This is a genomic window from Variovorax sp. P2_H12, from assembly GCF_056403395.1.
Genome location: NZ_JBFUFO010000249.1, coordinates 1 through 407, shown reverse-complemented (window position 1 = coordinate 407; position 407 = coordinate 1). Strand labels below are relative to the sequence as shown.

Annotated in this window: 1 protein-coding gene; it reads left to right on the top strand. The window is 60.7% G+C overall.

All coding sequences use genetic code 11. The features are described 5' to 3' along the window. Positions 1-407: hypothetical protein (locus AC1DYK_RS36000; RefSeq protein ID WP_478170621.1), on the top strand; the 407-nt coding region annotated here is incomplete at both ends.

Sequence of the window (407 nt, the reverse complement as noted above, 5' to 3'; positions counted from 1 at the left end):
CCCGACGACGAACTCAAGGCGATAATCGAAGCCGGCGCCAAGACGCACGGAATCATTGATCAGGCCCGCGTCACGGAGATCAATCATGCGTACGGCGAGAAGACGGACGAGGCTAACCGTAAGCTCGCCGAGGCGGCCGAGTGGAAGAAGTTTGGGATCAGCCAGGGTATTGGCGTGGGTGTCGGTTTGGCGACTCTCCCATTTGGTGGCCCTGCCGCAGCAACCGGCGCCGGAGCCGTGGCCCAGTTTGCAGTGCCAATGATTATCGAGGGCGCGGGGGGTGCCATCGAAACGGATCAGGGAATCGAGATCGACCGCGAACTGGCCAAGCAGGAGGCGGATTTCGATCGCAAGGAAGAGATGGCGAAGAAAGATTTCATAGCTTTGGGGCGGCATCGGGCCAGGGA